A 16,271-nucleotide genomic window follows, 5' to 3' on the forward strand; every position below is an offset into this window, starting at 1 on the left:
GGAGCAGTCGTCGTGACCACCGCCGCCGAAGAGTCGGTCCGTCCCGCGGGGAGCACCCGTACGCCGAAGTTGCGTGCGGATGCGAGCCGGAACCGGGAGCGGATCGTGCTGGCGGCCCGGGACGCGTTCGTCGAGCACGGTGCGGACGCACCGCTGGACGAGATCGCGAAGCGGGCAGGGGTCGGCAATGCCACTCTCTACCGGAACTTCCCGGACCGGATGGCACTGATCCGTGAGGTGGTCCTGCTCGTCAAGAACCGCATCCTGGGTCTCGCGGAAACGGCGACGGTGGAGGCGGAAGCTCCTGACGGCGGTGGCCCGTTCGATGCTCTGCAGCGGTTCGCGCACGCGACCGTCGCGGAGAAGGTCGGCGGCCTCTGCACACTGTTCAGCAGTCACGTCGACCCGCACGACCCGGAGTTGGCCGAGATCCGGGAGCGTCTGCAGTCCGCGGTGGGCGGGCTGATGGAGCGCGCCCGGGCCGCGGGCGAACTCCGGCCGGACGTCGACCACGGTGACCTGTTCATCGCGATGAGCCAGCTGACCCGACCGCTGCCGAACACCTCGTGCCTGCTGCTCGACGACTTCGTGCACCGGCACCTGCAGATCTTCCTGGACGGCCTGCGCACGCCGGCCCGTTCGGTCCTGCCGGGCCGGGCCGCGACCTTCGACGACTTCCAGCCCCGGAACCGACCGATCCACCACACCTGATCCGAGACCCGATCCGACCGGCACACCCGATCCGACCGACGGCACCGGGCGGCCCGCGCTCCTGAGCGGCACCGCCCCGAGCCTGCCCGCGCACGCGCTCCGAGCAGCTTTCACCGTACGGCAACCCGGCGTTCCCGTACGGCAGTCGACCGTTCACGCACACCTCGCACCGTGAAGTGAGTACCCCCATGTCCCGAACCGACGCCCGACCGGCGACACTGCCCGATCCCCAGCGCTGGAAGGCGCTGATATTCATCGGCCTCGCCCAGCTGATGGTCGTCCTCGACGCGACCATCGTGAACATCGCCCTCCCCTCCGCACAGCGGGACCTGGGCATCTCCGACGGCAACCGCCAGTGGGTGATCACCGCCTACGCGCTGGCCTTCGGCGGCCTGCTGCTGTTCGGCGGCCGGATCGCGGACCTCTGGGGCCGCAAGCGGACCTTCATCGTCGGCCTGACCGGCTTCGCTCTCGCCTCCGCGCTCGGCGGCGCCGCGGCCAACACCGCGATGCTGCTCGGCGCCCGCGCCCTGCAGGGCGTGTTCGGCGCGCTGCTCGCCCCGGCCGCGCTGTCGCTGCTCGCGGTGACCTTCACCGAGGCCAAGGAACGCGCCAAGGCGTTCGGCATCTACGGTGCGATCGCCGGTGGCGGTGGCGCCATCGGTCTGATCCTCGGCGGCCTGCTGACCGAGTACATGAACTGGCGCTGGACCTTCTTCGTCAACATCCCGTTCGCCATCGTGGCCGCCGCCGGCGCCGTCATGGTGATCCGCGAGCCCGCCGAGGGCCGCAACCGCAACCGGTTGGACGTCCCCGGCGTGCTGCTGGTGACCACCGGCCTGGTCTCCCTGGTCTACGGCTTCACCCGGGCCGAGTCCTCCGGCTGGACGGCCGGAAGCACCCTGGGCCTGTTCGCCGCGGCCGCCGTGCTGCTGATCGCCTTCGTGGTGGTGGAGCTCAAGGTCAAGGCCCCGCTGCTGCCGCTGCGCGTGGTGCTGGACCGCAACCGCGGCGGGGTGTACCTGTCGCTGGGCATGGCCGTGATCGGCATGTTCGGCCTGTTCCTCTTCCTGACCTACTACCTGCAGATCGTGCTCGGCTACAGCCCCGTGCTGACCGGCGTGGCCTTCCTGCCGATGGTGGCGGGCATGATCACCGGCTCGACCCAGATCGGCGCCCGGCTGATGACCCGGGTCCCGGCGCGCTACCTGATGGCGCCCGGCTTCCTGGTCGCCTCGATCGGCATGTTCCTGCTGACCCACATCAGCCTGGACACCTCGTACCCGGCGCTGATCCTGCCCGGCCTGGTCCTGATGGGCCTCGGCATGGGTACCGCGTTCATGCCGGCCATGAGCCTCGCCACGCACGGCGTCCAGCCGCGCGACGCGGGCGTGGCCTCCGCGATGGTCAACACCTCGCAGCAGGTCGGCGGCGCCATCGGCACCGCGCTGCTGAACACCATCGCGGCCAGCGCGACCACGAGCTGGCTGGCCTCGCACGCCACCGCCGCGGCCGCCACCTCCCCCGAGGCCGCCAAGGCGCTGCAGTTCGGCGGCATGGTGCACGGCTTCTCGACCGCGATCTGGGTGTCCTTCGGGATCCTGGTGGCCGCGGCCACCGTCGCCTTCACCTTCATCAACGCCGGCCGTCCCGGTGCGGCCCCGGGTGCGGGCGCCGACGCGGGCGCTGCGGAGAACGACGCGGTGCCGGTGCTGGTGCACTGACGCCCAGGGGTTGCTCGGGTGCGTACGCGGCCCGTCCGGTGTCTCACGACACCGGGCGGGCCGCTCGCCGTTTCCGGGCCCTCACTGTTACCGGGCCCTCGCCGTTACCGGGCCGCCGCCGGCGTGCCGGTGCCCGCGGGAGGCCGCCGCCGTGCGAGCCGGTGCTCAGGCCGGGATGAGCGCGTCCCACCGGTCCCGGGTCGGGCCGTCATGGCCGGGCGTGAAGTCCGGGCGGGCGGCCAGCCAGGCGGTGACGCGCTCCTGCACCTCGTCGCTGCCGTAGGCCTCGTCCGGGGTGCGCAGGAGGTGGCGCACCTGGGCCCGGGCCCGCATGACGACCGGGTCTTCGAAGGCGCAGACGGCCAGGGCGGCGGCCCGGCGGTCGGCGGGCGGCGCGTTCTCGGAGAGGCGTTGCTCGTTGGCCCGGTCGGCCGTCACCTGGGCGTCGAACCACGGCCGGAGGGTCCGCACCGTCCAGTCGTGGTAGTCGGCGGGGTCGGCGGCGATCCGGTCGACGTGGGTGGCGAGGTACTGGGCGGCGAGCAGGCCGAGGGCCACGCCGTGGCCCAGGGTGGGGTTGGTGTGGACGAGGCTGTCCCCGGCGTTGACCAGGCCGGTGACGACGGGTCCGTCGTCGTCGACGAGGGAGGTCCAGCGGTTGTCCAGGCCGGCCATCGCCAGGACGGCGGGGCGCGGTTCGGGCTCCAGGGCGAGCCAGGCCGCGGTCGCGGGGAAGCTCCGGGCGACGGCCTCGAACACGGCGGGGTCGGTGAGCGCACCGCGGGTCGGATCACCCGTGGACAGCACCATGCTCAGCGCGAAGGTGTCGTTGTCGGACGGGAAGACGCCGGCCATCGCGAAGGGTGCGGTCGAGCCGCCCTTCACCCGCCCGGGGTCGCGCGGGCCGTCGGCGCGCAGGCGGTACCAGCGGGCCAGGTAGGTGATCCCGGTGCGGTGGCTCTCGACCACGGGCGGGCGGCAGCCGGCCTCGACCAGCCGGTCGGGGACCGACGAGCGGCGGCCGGAGGCGTCGACCACGAGGTCCGCCCGGTGCGTTCGCGCTCCCGCCCGCACCCCGGTGACCCGGGCCGGGCGGCCCTCCTCGAAGGTGAGGGCGTCCACCCGGTGGCCCCGCCGGACCTCGACGGTGGGCTCCCGCCCGACGGCCGCGGTCAGGGCGGCCTCCAGCGCGATGCGGCGGGTCCGCAGGGTCACCAGTTCCTCGTCGCCGGCCCGGTGCGGCGGGTGCTCGTCGAACCAGTCGAAGTCGTGGTACTCCCGGGCTCCGCGCGCCAGCAGGTCGGCGTGGACGTCGGGGGCCTCGGCGCGCAGCACGGTGCGCACGGGAGCGAGGAACGAGTGGGGCTGGACGGCCTGCGGGACCCGGGGCCTGCCCCAGTCGAAGAAGTCCCCGTCCAGGTCCTCCCCGGCCTGCCGGGCATCCTGTTCGAACAACGTGACCGCGTGGCCCCGCCGTCCGAGCATGAGCGCCGTCCCCAGCCCGCTGATACCCCCGCCTATGACCGCAACCCGCGCCACTGGCTCCCCTTCGCGTCGTGTTGCGAGATGATCTTAGCGACCGGCGGTCCCCGGTCGGCGAGCGGCCTCGCACCCGGCACACGGGCAGCCCCGCCCCCTCGAACTGCCCGCCCCGGTGGACCAGAATGGAGTGGCCCGGCCGGGGCACCCACCCGCAACCGGCGGGGCCGCCCCGCGGGCCCACCGGGTGCGCACGCGCGGACCCCCGGGCCGACCGCCGAGGAGTACCGCACGAGCGCCGGGCGCCACGGGCACCGAGCCGCCCGACCCCGAGGGAGGACGTCGTGCACCACCGGACCGACCGGCTCGCCGACAGCCGGTACCTCCTGCTCACCACCTTCGACGAGGACGGCAACCGGATCGAATCCCAGCTCTGGGTGGTGCCGGACGGCACGGCCCTCGGCATCTGGACCCCCGCGCACTCCGGCGAGGCCGAGCGGATCCGCCGCCACCCCAGGGTGCTGATCGGCCCCTGCGACGCCCACGGGCGCCGGACCGGCCGCAGCGTGCCGGCCCACGCCCGGCTCTGCGACGCCGACGCGACCGCGCGCTACCGCGCCTCGCTCATCAACAAGTACGGACTGACGGCGCTGATCGCGCTCGCCCGCAGCCGGTTCCGGGTCGGGCTGGCCGGGACGGTCGGGATCCGGATCACCCCGAACGTGCTGGAGCAGCGCCTGGTCGGGCCGGAGTGGCAGCCGCCGGGCACGTACTGCGTCAACTGAGGGCGGCCCGGCCGGGGTGACCGGGCAGTCGACCGGGCCGGGGCATGCGTGCGCCCCCGGGGCCCGGGGGCGCACGCCGACGGGGCCCGGGGGCGCAGGCCGACGGGGCGCGGGCCGACGTTCGCCGTGCCCGTGTTCCCGTCCCCGGGATCCGTTCGGCGGGTCCCGTCGGCAGGTCCCGCCCTCAGGTCCCGTCGTCCGGTGCCCGCGCCAGGTCCCCGGGCTCGCAGGCCTCCCGGCCGGTCCCGACGTGGACGACCTTGACCGCCCGTTCCGGGCCGCCGGGGACGACCTGCTGCTCGTGCCCGCAGCGCGGGCAGATCAGCGGGATCCGCGGGCGGCCCGACTCCTGTCCGGCGCCACCGCCTGCCGGGCGCCGGGCGGTCACGACAGCGGGTGGGTCGGGACGGGGCTGACCTCCTGGATCTCGCCGTGGGCCTTGGTGAGCAGTTGCGAGGCGAGGTCGTTGAGCGCGCGGGCCCCAGCGACCTCCTCGCCGACCCGAAGCTGTTCCGGGTCGGAGGGGTGGCGGCTGCTGTAGCCGTGGGCACGCAGTTCGGTCCCGTCGCCGAGCCGGAGCATGGCGGCGGCACTGGTGCGCGGCCCGTCCTCGCGGAACTCCATCTCGATGTGCCAACCGACCAGAGTCTGCGTCTGCATGGCGGATCACCTCCATCGGTTACCCCTCCAGAGTGCGCCGCACCCGGCGTTCCCACCAGGCCGGCCGGGCCGGGACCGCGACGGGGACGAGTTGAACGCGTTCAAGTCGGCGACGTAGAGTCGGCGGCGAAGCTCATTTGAACACGTTCAAGAAGGGTGTGTCCGCCATGGGAAAGGGCACCACCGAACTGGTAGACCTCTTGGTCCTGCTCGGCATGGGGGCCGTCGTCCCGCTCGGCCTCGCCCTGATCGACGAACCCGGGCTCGCCCGGGTCCGCCGCCTCTGGCCGCTCGCCGCCGTACCCGGCGCGCTCTCGCTCTGGCTGCCGCACGGCGGCCTCGCCACCGGCAACGCCGCCGTCTACGCGCTGGGCACCCTGGTCATCGCCCTGCACGCACCGCTGCGGCTGGCCCGCACCCGCTCGCTCGCACCCGCCGAGGTCGCGGTGCTCACCGCGCTCGCCGCGCCCTCGGTCGCCGGGGTCGCCCTGGTCGCCGAGCGCTCCGGCTACCCGCTGTTCGGCTTCGAGCCGCACATCCTGGCCCTGACCGTCCCGCACTTCCACTACGCGGGGTTCACCGCCGCCCTGGTCGCCGGGCTGGTCTGCCGCACCGCCGGGGCCGGCTCCACCGCGGCCCGCTGCGCGGCGCTCAGCGTCCCGGCCGGCACCCTGCTGGTGCTGGCCGGGTACTTCCTCGGCACCTGGTGGCAGTTCGCCGGAGCCCTGGTGCTGACCACCGGGATGTGGCTGGTCGGGCTGGTCACCTGGCGCGAGCTGAGCCACCACAGCGGCGACACCGCCACCGCCCGGCTGCTCGGCGTCTCCTCGGCCGTCCTCGCAGTCACCATGGTTCTCGCCCTCTGGTGGGCACTCGGCCGGGCCGCCGGACTCCCCCACCCCACCCTGGCCTGGATGGCCGCCACCCACGGCGTCGGCAACGCCCTCGGCTTCGCCCTCTGCGCCCTCCTCGCCTGGCGCCGGCTCCACAGCCGCCCCGACAGCCCGCCCGACCGCCGCCCCGACAGCCCCGACAACCGACTCGACAAGCAGCTCGACCACCGGAACGACAACCGGCCCGACACCGCGGAGGCCCACCGATGAACGACCTCAGCTACCCCGAGCAGGGCGCCAGCGCCACCGGCGCACTGCCCGACGGCTACAACCACCTGCGGCACCGGGCCCTCGTCGGCCACGGCCGCGCCGCGCTGGAGGTCGCCGGAGCCGCCCTGCTCGGCTGGCGGATGCACCGGCTCGCGGGCGTGCGGATCGACGCCGGGGCCGAGCGGGCCGGCCCGGGCCTCGCCGTCCACTGCGCCATCGGCCTCGGCCCGCTGCGCGCGGGAGCCCCCAACCGGGTGCTGGCCACCGTCGACGGCCCGGACCGCTACGGCTTCACCTACGGAACGCGGCACGGCCACCTGGCCCGCGGCGAGGAGACCTTCGCGGTCGAGCTGTGCCCCGACGGGTCGGTCTGGTTCACCGTCGCCGCCTTCAGCCGCCCCGTCGCCCGGTACGCCCGGCTGGTCGGCCCGCTGCTCCCGCTCGCCCAGCGCGCCTTCGCCCGGCGCTGTGGGCGGGTGCTGGCCGCGATCGCCGCGGACGCCGCGTAAATGCCGTGCCCGGCGCGGCCGGCCTCCGGCATGATCGCCGGATGATGTCGATGCAGCCGGTCCTGGAGATCTTCGCCCCCGACGGCTTCGAGCTCTGGCCCACGGGCGAGCACGAACGCTGGGAGTACCTGGTGCTGGACGGCCGGTCGACACCGGCCGAGGTGGGCACGGCCGTGTGGCGGCTCGCCGACCGCAACGACATCGACCCCGAGGAGGCCGACGGGCGCGGTCCGCGGCCCGAGGACCCCCTGGGCGCCTTCCTGCACGGGCTGCTCACCGTGCCGGACCTCTTCGCCCCCGGCGGGCTCCGGGTGACCGACACCGCCACCGGCACCGTCTTCGCACCGGGCTGCTGCACCGGCCTGGAGGACTGGCGCGCATGGCTGGACGTGACCGACGGCGCGGGCACGGCCTGGTTCGGCCACGACCCGGACGCCCGGGTCGAGTGGGTCGGCCGCACCGTCCGGCTGACCCAGGACGCCGAGGACGACCACAGCCCGGTGATCGAGCTGTCCCCGGACGAGCTGCGCCGGCTGCTCGCCGGGGCCGAGCGGGACCTGCGTGACTTCCTCGCCCTGGCGGCGCGCTGGGCCGAGCGGCAACTGCCCGACCACGCGCCCGCCGTCACCACCGCGATCGCCCGCGCGCTGAGCCTGGAGCCCCCGCTATGACCAGCTTCCACACCCACCGCGCCCGGGTGCACGACACCTCGCTCCCGCCGTACCGGCGGCACAGCGCGCTGCGGACCTGCCTGACCTGCTTCGCCCCCTACGGCCTGCGGGCGACCTACCACCACCTCACCGTGAGCGCCCGGATGCCCCGGCACCTGGAGACCGACCCCGACGCGCTGGTGCGCGCGGTGGAGGAGCTGCACGAGGCCCGTGAGCTGTGGCGAGCCCGGGCCGAGGAGTACGTACGGCAGCGCCGGGCGCAGAAGCGGGCCGGGCGGCGGGAGACGTCGGTGGCACCCTGGTGGGACCAGTACCGGTACCGGTGGGACTCGCCGGACTCCGCCTGGCTCCACGACCCCTTCCTGCACCCGCCGTTGACCCTGCCCGCATACGTGCGGCGGCAGAACGCGCTGCTGGACGGCGCCGAGCTGCCCGGCTGCCCGGCCTGCGGGGAGGAGGGCCCCGCGCTGCCGGTCCCGACCGGCCACGGCCACGCCGGGCTGTGCCGCTCCTGCGCGCGGGTGCTGACGCCCTGCCCGTGCGGGCGCCGGCACAGCTTCGAGCCGACGATCCGGGTCGGTTGGAGCCGCACCTGGCGGCGGGAGCACATGTCCGGCACCGGCGAGCCGGATCCGCACTGGCCCGGTGTCCGGGGAACGGCCCGGATCGAGCGGCTGGCCGCGTACCACCACGTGCACGGGCCGTACTGAGCCGGGTCCTCGCGCAGGGCGCGGGTCAGGCCCGGTGAGCCGGGACGGCGACCAGGAGGGCGCCGGTGTCCTGTACGCGCACCTCGAAGTGGTCGATGTCGCCCGGCTGGAGGGCCGCGCCGCCGGTGGTGTGCAGCACGCCGTCGTTGCCGTAGCTGCCCGCCGGGACGGTCCAGGTGTTCACCGTCTGCTGCCCGCCACCGTGCGAGACGGCGATCAGGCTGCAGGTCAACGGGCCCCGGACGCCGGAGAGTTGCATGCTGACCTGACTGCCCCAGGTGGTGCCGTTCACGCCGACGGTGGCGTGCGCGCCGGTGGCCGGGTCGGTGGCGCTGAACTGCTCGGCCACGGCAACCACGGCGGGGGTGCTGTCGGCGGTGAGCACCGCGGCCGTGACCGCGGGGCCCGCCGCCACCATCGCGGTCGCGGCCAGCGCCAGGACCAGCCGCCGCACCCGGCCGCGCCGCCGGACGGTGCCGACTTCGGCGACCAGCCGGTCCAGGAGCTGCGGGTCGGGGTGCGGGGCGGGGCCGGCCGGGTCCAGCCCGGCCGCCTTCGCGGAGCCCGCGTACTCGGCCAGCAGCGGTTCCACGAAGCCGAGTTCGGCCACCTGCTCGGCGCACTGCGGGCAGTCGGCGAGGTGCTGCTCGAAGGCGGCGCGCTCGGCGGGTTCCAGCAGGCCGAGGACGTAGGCACCGGCGTCGACGTGCTCCGGCTCGCCGAAGGCGCGGTCCGGCCCGCCGGGGCTGCGGGGGTCACCGGCCGGACCGTCCGGCACGCCGGGCACAGGGTCAGGACGCTCGGTCACGATGTCACTCCCCGTTCCTCCAGCGCGAGCCTCAGCGAGCGCAGTGCGTAGAAGACCCGCGACCGCACGGTCCCGGCCGGGATGCCGAGTTCGGCGGCCGCCTCGTTGGCCGTGCGGCCCTTCAGGTACGTCTCGACGATGATCTCGCGGTGCGCCGGCGAGAGGTCGCCGAGCGCGTCCGCGACGGTCATCATCCGCAGTGCCCGGTCGAGCTCGTCCTCGGCGGGCAGCACCTCCAGGGCCGACGCGTCCACCTCGCGCGGCCTGGCCCGGGCACTGCGGTGCTCGTCGATCACGATCCGGCGGGCGACGGTCACCAGCCACGGCCGCAGCGAGCCCACCCCCGGGTCCAGGCGGTGGATGTTGCGCCAGGCGCGGACCAGGGTCTCCTGGACGACGTCCTCGGCCCGCTGCCGGTCGCCGGCGACCAGGTGGAGCACGAAGCCGAAGAGCGGACCGGCGTGCTCGTGGTACAGGGCGCGCATCAACTCCTCGTCCGACGCCCCCGTGCCGTGGCCGGCGGTGCCGCCGACGTGGTGCTCCTCGGTCACCACTTCATCGTTGCGCACCCGGGCCTCCCGGTCGAGGGCGGTCGACATCGGTCAGTAGCCCGGAGTACTGGGCATGGGGTTGGAGTTCGCCGTGGCGGCCGCCTTGCCGCCGCTCGGGGTCACCGCGAACCAGGTGCCGCCCACGCCCTGGCCCTTGGTGTCACCGGGCTTGGTGTCCGGCGAGTAGCGGTAGACCGGCCAGCCGTTGACGGTGACCTGCTGGGTGCCGTCGGAGCGGGTGACCGTGCCGACCAGCTTGCTGTCGATGCCCTTGACCGTGACGGCGCCGTTGGCGTGCTCGGGCGGCCAGATCACGGCGCAGCTGCCGTCGCAGTGGGACTCCGACGGGTTGCTCCGGTCCTGGTCGAAGCGGTAGAGCGTGAAGCCGGAACTGTCGGTGACGATCGTGCCCAGCGTGGGGTCCTTGGCGGTCTGCAGAGTCGCGCTCGCCGGGGCGCTCGGGCTGCCCGACGTGCTCGGCGCACTCGAACTGCTGCCCCCGGACGACCCGCAGCCGGCGATCAGGGCGGCCGCCGCGATGCCGGTGGCGGCCAGCACGGCTGCCCGGCGGGTGCGCGGTTCGCTGTGCATGGGATGCCTCCCGCGGCCTGGACGGACTGGACACCCTCCTGTACGGACGGTGGCGGCCCGCTGCTCAACGCCGGGACCGCCGGTCGGCGCGGGGCCGCCGGACGCCCCGGAATAGGGTGCCGACCGGCACGGTTGTCGCGGGCACATGGCCTGTACCGCCACCTCCGGAAGGGAAGGAATCGCGAGATGAGCAGCACGGTCGAGCTGACCAAGGAGAACTTCGACGACATCGTCCCCGGTCCGGAGGGCAAGGAGTTCGTCTTCATCGACTTCTGGGCCGGGTGGTGCGGTCCCTGCCGCCAGTTCGCCCCGGTGTACGAGAAGGCGGCGGAACGCCACTCGGACCTGGTCTTCGCCAAGGTGGACACCGAGGCGCAGCAGGAGTTGGCCGCCGCGTTCGGCATCCAGTCGATCCCGACGCTGGCGATCATCCGTGAGGGCGTGCTCGTCTTCTCGCAGGCCGGCGCGCTGCCGGAGGCGGTGTTCGAGGACCTGATCGGTCAGGCCCGCGGCTTGGACATGGCCGAGGTGAAGCGGAAGGTCGCCGAGGAGCAGGCGGCCGGCGGCCAGGCCTGAGGCCGGGCCGGTCGGCGAGCACCCGGGGAGCGTCGTCGTCTCCCCGGGCCCTCGCCGTGTTCCCCCGCTCGCTGTGCTCCGCCGCTCGCCTTGCTCCGCAGCTCGCCGGGGACACACCGACGGGAAATCCGCTGACCACCGTGCGCCTCCGCTCCTAGAGTCGTCGGTGACAGCAGCCCCACCGCCGAAGGAGCGATCCACCATGAGCACGTTCGTACTGGTCCCCGGATTCTGGCTCGGCGCCTGGGCCTGGGACGAGGTGGCCGCGCCGCTGCGCGCCGCCGGGCACCGGGTATTCCCGGTGAGTCTGCCCGGGCTGGCCGAACGGGCGGGCGAGAGCGGCGACTTCGGCCTGGAGGACCACATCGCCGACCTGGCGGACCTGCTGGTCCGCGAGGACCTGTGGGAGGTCGTGCCGGTCGGCCACAGCGGCGCCTGCGCCGCGGTGGGCGGGCTCGCGGACCGGATGCCCGAGCGGATCCGCCGGGTGGTGTACCTGGACAGCGGCCCGTTGCTCGACGGCTCCGCGGTCTACGACCTCTGGCAGCCCGACTACCAGCAGACGGCCGATGCCTCGGTGGCGGACGGCCGGTTCCCGATGCCGTCGTGGGAGTACCTGAGCGCCCACGGCGCCGGTGTGGAGGGCATGGACGAGGACACCCTGGCCCGGGTCCGTTCCCTCGCCACCCCGCACCCCGCCCGGGTGTACCGGGACGCACTGCGGCTGACCGGCGCGGGCGCCGCGCTGCCGCAGGCGCTGGTGTCCTGCTCGTTCCCGCTCTCCCAGGTCCGCGAGCTGATCGCGGCCGGCCACCCGTACTTCGCCGCGATGGCGGGGTCGAACTGGGAGCTGCGCGAGCTGCCGACCGGGCACTGGCCGATGTTCTCCCGCCCGGCCGACACGGCGGCGGTGCTCGCGGAGCTCGCCGCGCTCTGAGCCCGCCCGCCCCGGGTCGCCCCCGCCGGCCCCGTCCTGCCTGCGCACGCCCCCGGGGGTGTCCCGTGCGCGCACCGCTGTGTCCCCTGCGCGTCCTGCGCGTGTCCGTCCGTCGCGCCCGCGGGCCCGGCCCGGCAGGATGGGCCCCACGTCGTACCCGAGCGGAGAGCGAGGCCCCGTGAGCGAACAGACCTCCCGTACCGAACCGCCCGCCGCCGGGCCCGAGTTCAGGCGGGTCACCTCGGCCGTGGTCACCGGCAGCGCCGCCGACGCGCCCTTCCGCGTGGACGTCAGGGCCGGCACCCACCCGCTGACCTCCGACGAGCCGGTGCGCCGGGGCGGCTCGGACAGCGGGCCGGAGCCGTTCGCGCTCCTGCTCGGCTCGCTCGGCTCCTGCACCGCGATCACCCTGCGGATGTACGCCGAACGCAAGAAGTGGCCGCTGGAGGGGGTCCGGGTCAGGCTCGGGTACGAGACGGACGGCAGCCGGGGCCGGATCTCCCGCCGGATCTCCCGCCGGGTCGCCCTGACCGGCGGCCTGGACGGGGACCAGCGCGCCCGGCTGCTCGACATCTGCGAACGCACGCCGGTCACCCTCGCCCTGCGGGCCGGGGTGGCCATCGACACGACGGAGGACCGGGCATGACCAGCACCGCCGAGGAGTACGACGTCATCGTCCTGGGGGCCGGCCCGACCGGCGAGAACGTGGCGGACCGGACGATGGCCGCCGGGCTGCGCACGGTGATCGTGGAGGCCGAACTGGTCGGCGGCGAGTGCTCGTACTGGGCCTGCATGCCGAGCAAGGCCCTGCTGCGCCCGGTGGCCGCGCTGGCCGACGCCCGCGCGGTGGCCGGCTCCCGGGAGGCGGTCGGCGGCGGGCGGCTGGACGCGGCCGCGGTGCTGGCCCGCCGGGACTCCTTCGCCTCGCACTGGAACGACGACGGCCAGGTGCGGTGGCTGCGGGACACCGGCATCGAGCTGGTCCGCGGCCACGGCCGGCTGGCCGGGGACCGGACGGTGACGGTGGAGGCCGAGGACGGCAGCGAGCGGGTGCTCACCGCTCGGCACGCCGTCGCGGTGTGCACCGGCAGCCGTCCGGTGCTGCCCGGGCACGTGCCGGGGCTGGCCGAGGCCCACCCCTGGACCAACCGGGAGGCCACCGGCGCACCGGCCGTCCCCGGGCGGCTGGCGGTGGTCGGCGGCGGTGTGGTCGGGGTGGAGATGGCCACCGCCTGGCGGGCGCTGGGCTCCGAGGTGGTACTGCTGGTGCGCGGGGACCGGCTGCTGCCGCGGATGGAACCGTTCGCGGGCGAGCTGGTCGCCGAGGGCCTGCGGAAGGCCGGGGTGGACGTCCGCTTCGGTACCGAGGTCACGGCGGTGGGACGGACGGACGGCTCCGGGCCGGTGACCCTCACGCTCGGGGACGGCGGTGAGCTGACCGCCGACGAGGTGCTGTACGCGACCGGCCGGGCCCCGCGCACCGCCGACATCGGGCTGGAGCAGGTCGGGCTGAAGCCCGGCGACTGGCTGGAGGTGGACGACAGCTGCACGGTGCTCGGCGTGGACGGCGGGTGGCTGTACGCCGCCGGGGACGTCAACCACCGCGCACTGCTCACCCACCAGGGCAAGTACCAGGCGCGGATCACGGGTGCGGCGATCGCCGCCCGCGCCCAGGGGCGCCCGCTGGACACCGCACGCTGGGGCGCGCACGCCGCGTCCGCCGACCTGGCGGGCGCGCCGCAGGTGGTGTTCACGCAACCGGAGGTCGCCGCCGTCGGCCTGACCCTGGCCGACGCCGAGGAGGCCGGGCTGCGGGTCAAGACCGTCGACCACGACCTCGGCGCCGTCGCCGGGGCCTCGCTGTACGGCGACGACTACCACGGCCGGGCCCGGGTGGTCTTCGACCTGGACCGCCAGGTACTCGTCGGCGCCTGCCTGGTCGGCCCCGGGGTGGCCGAACTGCTGCACTCGGCGACCGTCGCGGTGGTCGGCGAGGTGCCGATCGACCGGCTCTGGCACGCGGTGCCCGCGTACCCGACGATCAGCGAGGTCTGGCTGCGGCTGCTGGAGGGCTGCCGGGGGTAGCCCTCCCGAGCCGACGGCCCTCCGGGTGAACGGACCGGCCTCCCGGGTGAACGGCGCGGCGAGATGTGACCACCGATGGACGGCGGGACACTGGCAGTCGGGGGCCGTTCCCGGGGGCCGTGCTCGTTGACCAGGTGGTGTGAGGCATGACCGAGGTGCTGTTGGCCGTCGGAACCGAGAAGGGCCTCTTTCTCGGCCGCAGCCGCGACCGGCTGACGTGGGAGTTCAGCGGGCCGCACTTCCCGATGAACGCGATCTACTCCGTCTCCGTCGACCGCCGCGAGGGCCGGACCAGAATCCTGGCCGGCGCCGACAGCAGCCACTGGGGCCCCTCGGTCTGGCGGTCCGACGACCTCGGCGCGAGCTGGCACGAGCCGGCCCGGCCGGCCATCCGCTTCCCCGAGTCCACCGGCGCCTCGCTCACCCGGGTCTGGCAGCTGCAGCCCACCGGAGCCGAGGCCCCCGGCGTCGTCTACGCGGGCACCGAGCCCGCCGCACTGTTCCGCTCCACCGACGGCGGCGAGACCTTCGCACTGGTCGAATCGCTCTGGGACCACCCGCAGCGGCCCCAGTGGGGCGCGGGCTACGGAGGGCAGGGCCTGCACACCGTCCTCACCGACCCGCGCGACCCGCAGCGGCTGCTGGTCGCCGTCTCCAGCGGCGGCGTCTACCGCAGCAAGGACGGGGGCGACAGCTGGGATCCCTCCAACACCGGGCTGCGCGCCGAGTTCTTCCCGGAGCAGAGCCAGTACCCCGAGTTCGGCCAGTGCGTGCACAAGATCGCCCCCGACCCCGTCCACCACGACCGGCTCTACCTGCAGAACCACGGCGGCGTCTACCGCAGCGACGACTGGGGCGGCAGCTGGCGCTCGATCGTCGACGGGCTGCCCGCCGAGTTCGGCTTCGCCGTCGCCGCCCACCCCCGCCGGGGCGGCACCGCCTACCTCGTCCCGCTCGGCGGCTCCGACGACCGCATCCCGCCCGGCCGCCGCTGCCGCGTCTTCCGCACCAACGACGGCGGCGACAGCTGGCAGGAGCTCGCCGACGGCCTGCCCGGCGAGGACCACTACGGCATCGTGCTGCGCGACGCCCTGCGCACCGACGACGCCGACCCGGCCGGGATCTACTTCGGCAACCGGACCGGCGACGTGTACGGCAGCCGGGACGAGGGCGAGAGCTGGTCACTGCTGCTCTCCCACCTGCCGGACGTGCTCTGCGTCCGCGCGGCGGTGGTGGCCTGAACCAGCGCCCACCCCGGACCGCCCGCCACACCGCCCGCCGCCCGCTGCTCGCCGATCCCCGCACGCCGATCCCCGCGCCCCGCACGCCGCACGCCGCACGCCGCACGCCGCACGAAAACCGGTTGCCCCGCGCGCCCGGTTCTGGTGAGCATGAGCCGCCGACGAACGATCTCGTCAGAACTCGTGAAAAGGGGTGGGCCATGGCGGAGGCCGACTGGGTGGTCAGGCACGACGGCGACGGCACCCCGGTGCTGCGCTACCGGCTGGGCGAACGGGAGGGCCGGCCCTGGGCCGACCGGTTGGAGGTGCTGGACGAATCGGCGGACACCGCCGGGTTCATCCGGGCCGAGCTGCCCGGCTGGGTGGTCTCCGGCAGCCCCGAACTCGGGCGGCGGCTGGTGGCGGACGGTGCGACGGTGCTGCGCCACGCGCACACCTTCCGACGGGACCTGCGCGCCGACCCCCCGCCCGCCGACTGGGCCGGGGCGCCGCTGCGCGAGGGCCTGCGGGCGGTGCCCTGCGACCGTGCGCCCGAGGAACTGTTCGAGGCGTGGCGGGCCGCCTTCGCCCCCGGGCACGTCGACCACTTCCCGGGCGACGACGCCCGGGCCCTGGCCGAGCGGCTCGGACTGCTGCTCGCCGGGAAGGCCATCGGCCCGGTCCTGCCCTCCAGCGTGCTCGCCGTGGACGCCGAGGACCGCGTGGTCGCCGGGGTGGTCCTGACCGACCGCAACGGCCTGCCGTGGGTCGGCGACGTCTTCCGCCACCCACGCCGCGGCTACCGCGGCCTCGGCGCCGACCTGCTGCGCCGGACGGTCGCGGACGCCGCCGCCCGCGGGCTCGCCGACGTGCACCTGGTGGTGACCGAGGGCAACCCGGCCCGCCGCCTGTACGAGTCGCTGGACTTCCGGCTGCGGGAGACGTCACTGACGGTGAGGGTGCCCGGGGAGCTCCGGAACCCCGGGACCGGGCCCGTCCGAGGAGGACGATCCCGCCCGGGACCGTGAACGCCGCCGTCGGGCGCGGCGGCCGGACGGCTGTGCGGCGCGGCGGGGTCCGGCGCGGTGGCGGCGTGCTCATCGACCTGCTCCCACGGTCGGCGGCGGCACCGGAGGCCGCCCGTCCCGCCG

19 protein-coding genes are annotated in these 16,271 nt (G+C 75.0%); 13 read left to right on the forward strand and 6 right to left on the reverse strand.

Annotated elements, in window-relative coordinates:
- Window positions 1-12: 12 nt before the first annotated feature.
- A complete protein-coding gene (locus AB0D10_RS23815) occupies window positions 13-711 on the forward strand; it encodes a TetR/AcrR family transcriptional regulator (protein ID WP_360259695.1) in 699 nt (232 codons plus the stop codon).
- Between the two features lie 188 nt (window positions 712-899).
- On the forward strand, window positions 900-2,435 hold the full coding sequence (locus tag AB0D10_RS23820) for an MFS transporter (RefSeq protein ID WP_360259697.1): 1,536 nt from the start codon (window positions 900-902) through the stop codon (window positions 2,433-2,435).
- Between the two features lie 165 nt (window positions 2,436-2,600).
- Here AB0D10_RS23820 and AB0D10_RS23825 read toward each other — a convergent pair whose 3' ends face one another.
- Window positions 2,601-3,974, reverse strand: coding sequence for an FAD-dependent oxidoreductase (locus tag AB0D10_RS23825; RefSeq protein WP_360259699.1), 1,374 nt, complete (start codon window positions 3,972-3,974; stop codon window positions 2,601-2,603).
- 284 nt (window positions 3,975-4,258) lie between these two features.
- Between AB0D10_RS23825 and AB0D10_RS23830 the strand changes: the two genes are divergently transcribed.
- Entirely contained in the window at window positions 4,259-4,699 is a 441-nt protein-coding gene (locus AB0D10_RS23830) for a PPOX class F420-dependent oxidoreductase (RefSeq protein WP_360259701.1), read from the forward strand.
- A gap of 184 nt (window positions 4,700-4,883) precedes the next feature.
- Here AB0D10_RS23830 and AB0D10_RS23835 read toward each other — a convergent pair whose 3' ends face one another.
- The gene (locus AB0D10_RS23835; protein WP_360259703.1) at window positions 4,884-5,087 is read right to left on the reverse strand and encodes a hypothetical protein; all 204 of its coding nucleotides are present in this window, start codon (window positions 5,085-5,087) and stop codon (window positions 4,884-4,886) included.
- Entirely contained in the window at window positions 5,084-5,359 is a 276-nt protein-coding gene (locus AB0D10_RS23840) for a DUF1876 domain-containing protein (RefSeq protein WP_360259705.1), read from the reverse strand. The genes AB0D10_RS23835 and AB0D10_RS23840 overlap by 4 nt, the downstream gene beginning before the upstream one ends.
- Before the next feature lie 167 nt (window positions 5,360-5,526).
- Here AB0D10_RS23840 and AB0D10_RS23845 point away from each other — a divergent pair, with 167 nt between their 5' ends.
- From AB0D10_RS23845 to AB0D10_RS23860, 4 genes are read left to right on the forward strand one after another with little or no spacing between them, the layout of a single operon-like run.
- Window positions 5,527-6,462: a YndJ family protein gene (locus AB0D10_RS23845; RefSeq protein ID WP_360259707.1), complete on the forward strand. Its 936-nt coding sequence runs from the start codon at window positions 5,527-5,529 to the stop codon at window positions 6,460-6,462.
- Window positions 6,459-6,971, forward strand: coding sequence for a DUF1990 domain-containing protein (locus AB0D10_RS23850; RefSeq protein WP_360259710.1), 513 nt, complete (start codon window positions 6,459-6,461; stop codon window positions 6,969-6,971). The genes AB0D10_RS23845 and AB0D10_RS23850 overlap by 4 nt, the downstream gene beginning before the upstream one ends.
- 41 nt (window positions 6,972-7,012) lie before the next feature.
- Window positions 7,013-7,642 carry a hypothetical protein gene (locus AB0D10_RS23855; RefSeq protein ID WP_360259713.1) on the forward strand — a complete coding sequence of 210 codons (630 nt, stop codon included), beginning with the start codon at window positions 7,013-7,015 and terminating at the stop codon, window positions 7,640-7,642.
- Window positions 7,639-8,352, forward strand: coding sequence for a hypothetical protein (locus tag AB0D10_RS23860; RefSeq protein ID WP_360259715.1), 714 nt, complete (start codon window positions 7,639-7,641; stop codon window positions 8,350-8,352). Before AB0D10_RS23855 ends, AB0D10_RS23860 begins: the two co-directional genes overlap by 4 nt.
- A 25-nt stretch (window positions 8,353-8,377) precedes the next feature.
- Here the strand turns inward: AB0D10_RS23860 and AB0D10_RS23865 are convergent, their stop codons facing one another.
- Genes AB0D10_RS23865 through AB0D10_RS23875 form a run of 3 tightly spaced genes read right to left on the reverse strand, consistent with a single transcriptional unit; the run spans window position 8,378 to window position 10,302 of the window.
- Window positions 8,378-9,160 carry a zf-HC2 domain-containing protein gene (locus AB0D10_RS23865; protein ID WP_360259717.1) on the reverse strand — a complete coding sequence of 261 codons (783 nt, stop codon included), beginning with the start codon at window positions 9,158-9,160 and terminating at the stop codon, window positions 8,378-8,380.
- The gene (locus AB0D10_RS23870) at window positions 9,157-9,714 is read right to left on the reverse strand and encodes a sigma-70 family RNA polymerase sigma factor (protein WP_360259952.1); all 558 of its coding nucleotides are present in this window, start codon (window positions 9,712-9,714) and stop codon (window positions 9,157-9,159) included. Before AB0D10_RS23870 ends, AB0D10_RS23865 begins: the two co-directional genes overlap by 4 nt.
- Window positions 9,715-9,762: 48 nt before the next feature.
- On the reverse strand, window positions 9,763-10,302 hold the full coding sequence (locus tag AB0D10_RS23875; protein WP_360259719.1) for a hypothetical protein: 540 nt from the start codon (window positions 10,300-10,302) through the stop codon (window positions 9,763-9,765).
- A gap of 186 nt (window positions 10,303-10,488) precedes the next feature.
- On the opposite strand from AB0D10_RS23875, the gene AB0D10_RS23880 reads away from it, so the two are divergent.
- The 6 genes from AB0D10_RS23880 (at window position 10,489) to AB0D10_RS23905 (ending at window position 16,148) form a co-directional block, all read left to right on the forward strand.
- Window positions 10,489-10,878, forward strand: a complete 390-nt coding sequence (locus tag AB0D10_RS23880) for a thioredoxin domain-containing protein (protein WP_360259722.1) — start codon at window positions 10,489-10,491, stop codon at window positions 10,876-10,878.
- Between the two features lie 202 nt (window positions 10,879-11,080).
- Complete coding sequence (locus AB0D10_RS23885; protein WP_360259724.1) at window positions 11,081-11,815, forward strand: alpha/beta hydrolase; 735 nt, start codon at window positions 11,081-11,083, stop codon at window positions 11,813-11,815.
- A 178-nt stretch (window positions 11,816-11,993) separates the two neighbouring features.
- On the forward strand, window positions 11,994-12,461 hold the full coding sequence (locus tag AB0D10_RS23890; protein WP_360259726.1) for an OsmC family protein: 468 nt from the start codon (window positions 11,994-11,996) through the stop codon (window positions 12,459-12,461).
- Window positions 12,458-13,900 (forward strand): NAD(P)/FAD-dependent oxidoreductase, encoded by a 1,443-nt coding sequence (locus tag AB0D10_RS23895; protein WP_360259728.1) that lies wholly within the window; start codon window positions 12,458-12,460, stop codon window positions 13,898-13,900. Before AB0D10_RS23890 ends, AB0D10_RS23895 begins: the two co-directional genes overlap by 4 nt.
- 146 nt (window positions 13,901-14,046) lie before the next feature.
- On the forward strand, window positions 14,047-15,141 hold the full coding sequence (locus AB0D10_RS23900; protein WP_360259730.1) for an exo-alpha-sialidase: 1,095 nt from the start codon (window positions 14,047-14,049) through the stop codon (window positions 15,139-15,141).
- Window positions 15,142-15,341: 200 nt separating this feature from the next.
- A complete protein-coding gene (locus tag AB0D10_RS23905; protein ID WP_360259732.1) occupies window positions 15,342-16,148 on the forward strand; it encodes a GNAT family N-acetyltransferase in 807 nt (268 codons plus the stop codon).
- The last annotated feature ends 123 nt before the right edge of the window (window positions 16,149-16,271 follow it).

The sequence above is a fragment of the Kitasatospora sp. NPDC048545 genome (assembly GCF_040651155.1).
Lineage (GTDB): Bacteria > Actinomycetota > Actinomycetes > Streptomycetales > Streptomycetaceae > Kitasatospora.